5 protein-coding genes are annotated in these 5421 nt (G+C 63.4%); 4 read left to right on the top strand and 1 reads right to left on the bottom strand.

All coding sequences use genetic code 11. The features are described 5' to 3' along the window. The 4 genes from A5791_RS14725 to A5791_RS14710 all read left to right on the top strand — a co-directional run. Positions 1-780: dihydrodipicolinate reductase (locus tag A5791_RS14725; RefSeq protein WP_067237938.1), on the top strand; the 780-nt coding region annotated here is incomplete at its 5' end. A 79-nt stretch (positions 781-859) separates the two neighbouring features. Continuing rightward, entirely contained in the window at positions 860-1894 is a 1035-nt protein-coding gene (locus tag A5791_RS14720; protein WP_067237931.1) for an LLM class flavin-dependent oxidoreductase, read from the top strand. Continuing rightward, complete coding sequence (locus tag A5791_RS14715) at positions 1891-3078, top strand: cytochrome P450 (protein ID WP_067237927.1); 1188 nt, start codon at positions 1891-1893, stop codon at positions 3076-3078. The genes A5791_RS14720 and A5791_RS14715 overlap by 4 nt, the downstream gene beginning before the upstream one ends. A gap of 78 nt (positions 3079-3156) precedes the next feature. After that, the gene (locus A5791_RS14710; protein ID WP_067237923.1) at positions 3157-4269 is read left to right on the top strand and encodes an ABC transporter substrate-binding protein; all 1113 of its coding nucleotides are present in this window, start codon (positions 3157-3159) and stop codon (positions 4267-4269) included. 5 nt (positions 4270-4274) lie between these two features. Here the strand turns inward: A5791_RS14710 and A5791_RS14705 are convergent, their stop codons facing one another. Continuing rightward, a complete protein-coding gene (locus A5791_RS14705; protein WP_067237934.1) occupies positions 4275-5264 on the bottom strand; it encodes an alpha/beta fold hydrolase in 990 nt (329 codons plus the stop codon). Between the last annotated feature and the right edge of the window lie 157 nt (positions 5265-5421).

Here is a 5421-nt window from a genome sequence, read left to right as displayed (position 1 = left end):
ATCAACGTCGTGTCGACCACGTCGACGAGCCTGGTGTACCCGCCGTCGTATTTCGCACCCGACTGGCGCAACCAGCTCGAGGCGGCCGCCCTGGCGGGAGGAGCATCCTTCTACGGCTCGGGCATCTTTCCCGGTTTTGCCTCCGATCAGCTCGCGCTGCTGATGACGACCCAGTCGAAGCACATCCGCAGCATCACGGCCAGTGAGATCGCCCTCAACGACCATTACCCGGTGGCCGACGTGATGATGAACGGAATGGGGTTCGGTCGCCCACTGGATTTCGAACCCATGATGAAGACTCCAGGTTTCATCGAGATGGCCTGGCAGGCACCGATATATCTGATCGCGAGGGGGCTCGGTGTCGAGGTGGAGCGATTGCAGAGTTCCTTCGACCGGGAGCTGACTGAAAGGGACATCGACGTCGCATTCGGCACCGTTGAGGCAGGCACCTGCGGCGCGGTGCGCACCCGGGCCGCAGGCGTGGTCAACGGCCGCGAGGCCATCATCATCGAGCATGTCATCCGGATGGCCCGCGATGTCGCACCCGACTGGCCGACCTCGGACGCCGACGCGACCTATCGGGTCGATATCGAAGGCGATCCCGACATCCACTGCGTGATGACGCTGGGCGAGGCGGTGGGCCACGGGGCCGGGCGTGCGGCGATGACGTCCACGGCCATGCGGGTGGTCAATGCGATCCCGTACGTCGTCGGCGCGGCTCCCGGTCTGCTCAGCTCGCTGGATATCCCGACGACGCTGCCGCGGCACGTCTTTGACTGAGCGTTGACGGCGATCTCGGACTCGACGTAGCGTACTGAGACAAATATTAGGTTGGCTAGGCACCATCGAGGGGAGCGTCGTGTTCGTAATGCGCTTCGACATGCGAGCGCCCGTGTCGGGGGCGCCCCCGGCCGCGTTGTATGCGGCGGTGCCCGAGATGTGCGCATGGGCCGAGGATCATGGTGGGCTTGCGGCTGTGCTGTGCGAGCACCACGGATCCGACGACGGATACTTGCCGGCCCCGTTGCTGCTGGCCTCGGCGATCGCGTCGCGCACGCAGCGGCTGGCGCTGAGCCTGATCCTGATTCTGCCGTTCTACGACCCGGTACGGCTCGCCGAGGACATGTCCATCCTCGACATCCTCAGCGGCGGACGGGCGTCGTACATCCTGGCCCTGGGCTATCGACCCGAAGAGTACGAGATCTTCGGTCTGTCGTTGAGTGACCGTGGGCGGCTGGCCGACCAGAAGCTCGGTTTGCTGCGACGGTTGCTCGCGGGCGAAACCGTCATCGAAGACGGGCGACGGATCATGGTGACACCACTGCCGCAGACGCCCGGCGGACCGGGGATGATGTGGGGCGGCGGCAGCCTTGCAGCGGCTCGAAGGGCGGGGCGATACGGACTGGGGATGCTGGCCAACGCCAATATCCCGGGTATGCGGGAAGCCTACGAGGAGTCCTGCCGCAAGCACGGCTACGAGCCGGGTGCGGCATTCTTTCCCGATCGCAACACGCCGTCGGCCACCTTCGTCGCCGACGACGTGGACGCGGCGTGGTCGGAGCTGGGCGAGTATCTGTTGCACGACGCGCGCGCCTACGCCGAATGGAATCCCGGCAACGAGACATCGGCCGGGTTCTCCCACGTGACCAGCGTTGACGAGCTGCGGGAAGCGTCGTCGTCGCACGTCATCATCTCGACCTCGGAAGCGATCTCGCGTGTTCGCGACGGCAAGATGCTGACGCTGTCGCCGTTGTGCGGTGGCTTGCCGCCGGAAATCGCCTGGCCCTACCTCAAACGCGTGGGCGAGGTCGTGTTGCCCGAGGCCGCCCGCTCGGACCCACCGTCGGACGGTGCGTTCAGCGCGTTGCTTTCGGAAACTGGGACGCGGCCATGACCACCACTGAACTTTATTACGACCCTTTCGATTTCGACATCGACGACGATCCGTACCCGATCTGGAAGCGCCTTCGTGACGAAGCCCCGCTGTACCACAACGACAAGTACAACTTCTATGCGCTGAGCCGCTATGAGGACGTCTCGCACGAGCTGACCAATTGGGAGGTCTACCGCTCGGGCCGGGGCACCACCATGGACATCATCATGAGCGGTATCGAGTTGCCGCCCGGCGTCATTCTTTTCGAGGATCCACCGATCCATGATGTGCACCGCCGCGTTCTCTCAAGGGTTTTCACGCCGCGCCGGATGGAGGCGATCGAGCCGCTGACGCGAGATTTCTGTGTGCGTGCGCTCGACCCGTTGGTGGGCTCAGGCCGTTTCGACTTCATCGAGAACATCGGCGCTACGGTTCCGATGCGCACCATCGGCTACCTGCTCGGCATCCCCGAACAGAATCAGGAAGCGATCCGTGATCGTGGTGGCCGTCAGCTCACCTTGTCCGAGGGGACTTTTCGGGCGGTTCCGAAAGACTTCCTGGAGCACAGCCATGAGATGTTCGCCGAGTACATCGATTGGCGCGTAGACCATCCCTCCGATGACCTGATGACTCAGCTGTTGAACGCCGAGATCGAGGACGGCGAAGGGACGCGGCGACTGAGCCGATCCGAGGTTTTGCTGTACACCAGCATGATCGCCGGGGCCGGAAACGAGACGACGACGCGGCTGATCGGCTTCATGGGGCAATTGCTGGCCGAGCACCCCGACCAGCGTCGCGAGATCGTGGCTGATCCGGCGCTGATCCCCATGGCGATCGAGGAAGTGTTGCGTTTCGAGGCGCCGTCGCCCGTGCAGGCGCGCTATGTCGCTCGCGACATCGAATGCCGTGGCACAACGGTTCCCGAAGGTTCGATCATGTTGCTGATCAACGGATCAGCCAACCGCGACGAACGCAAATTTCCCGACGCCGACAGGTTCGACATCCACCGCGGCGCACCGCATCTCAGCTTCGGGCACGGGCTGCACTTCTGTCTGGGCTCGGCGCTGGCCCGCATGCAGGCGCGGGTGGTGCTGGAGGAGGTCATCAAACGCTGGCCCGACTGGGAAGTCGACTACGCCAATGCCAGCAAGGCGCATACGTCTAGCGTGCGAGGCTGGTCGAAGCTTCCGGTGATTACCGGCTAGCTGACCAAACGTTTGGTTGGCAACTACTCGAGCCCATAAGGTCTGAACAAACGTTAGGTTACGGCCAAGGAGACACCTTTGTCATACGAAAGCAGCGCCCAGCCAATCAAAATCGGTTATCTGATGGACTTTCGGCTGCCCGAGTTCTTTCCGAAGAGTTACTTCGAAGACCTGACTCAACCGTTTGACTTGATCTTCAAGCAAGCGGTCGAGCGCGGCCAGATCGATCGGCCGATCGAGATCATCTACCGCGAGGTCGAGGGCCTGCCCAAGGGATCGGTGAAAGCGGTGATCGACGCATACGGTGAACTCTGCGACGAGGGGTGCCTGGCCGTGTTCGGTCCGAACATCGGCGACAACGCGATCCCCACCCGCGAAGCGATCGAGGAGCGTTTCAAGGTTCCCTGCATCAGTGTGACCGGATCCGACGTCGCGCTCGGCGAATGGTTCTTCTCGTTTCCCATGGGTTCACACACGGACGAGCCGATCTTCTGGTCGGACCTGCTGGCCAAGGGCGGTCACACGGAGGTGGGCGTGCTCGTCGAGCAGTCGCTGGTCGGGGAAACCTATCTGAAGAACTTCCGGGAAGCCAGCAGGCGCAAGGGAATTCGGATCGTCGCAGAGGCTGCGATCCCGCAGACGGCCCAAGACGTGACGGCTGCCGTGCAGACTCTCCACGATGCCAAGGCGCAGGCTTTGGTGCATTGCGGGTTCGGCTTCGGCATCGTGTTCATCAATCCCGCGCTGCAGGAGCTGGGGTGGGACCCGCCGCGGTTCTGCGGCACCGCCTTCCAGAACGCGTGGCTCAACCCGGTGATGTGGAATGCATTCATGGGCTGGGTCGGGGTTGACCAGTACGACGAGGGCAATACGGTCGGGCAGAGGTTCCTCGACGAGTACAACGAGGCATACGGCCGGCGACCGGAATGGTGTGTGCCCGTTGTCAATCGCGATGTTGCATGCACCTTGTTGCGGGCGCTGTCCGACGCGCACCCGTTGAGTCCGCGCGGGGTCAAGGAGGCGCTCGAGCGGGTGAAGATGATGCCGGCCGCATCCGGGGCGCCCGGCACGCGAGTGTCGTTCGGCAACTGGACCCGTCGAGCGTGGATGGGCGCGGGCTACCTGGTGGCACGTCGCCTCGACGCCGACGGCGTCACCTCCCATCTCGTCGACCGCTTCGGTGAGGAGTAGCGCCGTTACCGCGCGGTGAAATCAACCAGTAGCGCGCCGTCGGGCCGGTTTCCGAGTGTCTGCAGCGGAATGTCCTCGCCCTCGGCCGTCAGCCGAACGATCTCGGCCAATTGTCTGGGAGCGTCGCATTGTAGATAGTGATCGGCCGTCGGCAGCACCCAATAGCGGTTGCGGCCGGGCTTGCGTTTCAGGTACGTGTGCCACACGTAGTTCGGGACCCGCAGCGGCGAGACGTTGTCGTGAATACCCCACACCAGCGTGCTATTGACAGAGAGCTTGGAAAGCGCTTCGAGCCAACTGGTTTCGTCGGCCGCCCGCTCGTTCAGATATTGGATGACGTCCGGCAGCACGCGGATTCCGTCGTTCTGCGCGAAGCACTTGGCCAATGCGGCGATCTCCGGGTCGTCCGGCGTTCGGCGGGGCATGAAGGTGGTCATTCCCAGACCAACCGCCAAAGCGTCCGGAGTCGTCGCCGCCGCAGTACTTCGGGCCGTCGCCGGGTCGAGCAGCATGGTCTGGAACACCGTGAGATTCGCCAGCGGAAGATAGATGTTGGCGTTTGTGATGATGACGTCGACGGGTGCGGCCGGCGGATCCTGGGCGCACAGCATGTCCAGCGCGATCATGCCGACACTGCTACCGCGATCGTGGGTGAGCATCCGGTATTCGGTGAGCTGCCAGACCTGTGTGATCGCGTGGACGAGCAGACGTGCGTCGTCGTACAGCGAATAGACGTACGGCTCCGGTGGCTTGTCGGACAATCCGTGGCCCGGAAAGTCCAGCGTGAAGATGTCGAACTCGGAACCCAGTTCGCTCGCCAGGGCGTAGTAGTCGATGCTCGAGGTCGGAAAGCCGTGAACGAGCACCAGCGCTGGTGCCCCCGGCGTGCCGGACCGCCGGCTGAAAACCGCGAGCTCTCGTCCGTCGTTGGCCGCCGTCGTCGACCGCCACCGGAGTTGCGTACTGTCGCGCTGCCACTCAGCGAAGATGTCCAAGTTGTCAGCATCGCAGAGCTGCTTGCCGATGTCACGATTCGTCGACGGGGTGGGCTTATCAGGCACCGAAGATGCCTTAGTGTGCCCTGGCCCCACCAGCCACACCAGTCACGGCAAAGAGACGGGTGCCGTTTTGTCCGCCTCATAGCGACAACTG

The sequence above is a fragment of the Mycobacterium sp. 852002-51163_SCH5372311 genome (assembly GCF_001667115.1).
Classification (GTDB): domain Bacteria; phylum Actinomycetota; class Actinomycetes; order Mycobacteriales; family Mycobacteriaceae; genus Mycobacterium.
This window is presented reverse-complemented; position numbering and strand designations above follow the sequence as displayed.

Bases quoted from the DNA above. Each gene is read 5' to 3' on its own strand.
- A5791_RS14715 (WP_067237927.1), top strand. From the start codon at position 1,891: ATGACCACCACTGAACTTTATTACGACCCTTTCGATTTCGACATCGAC.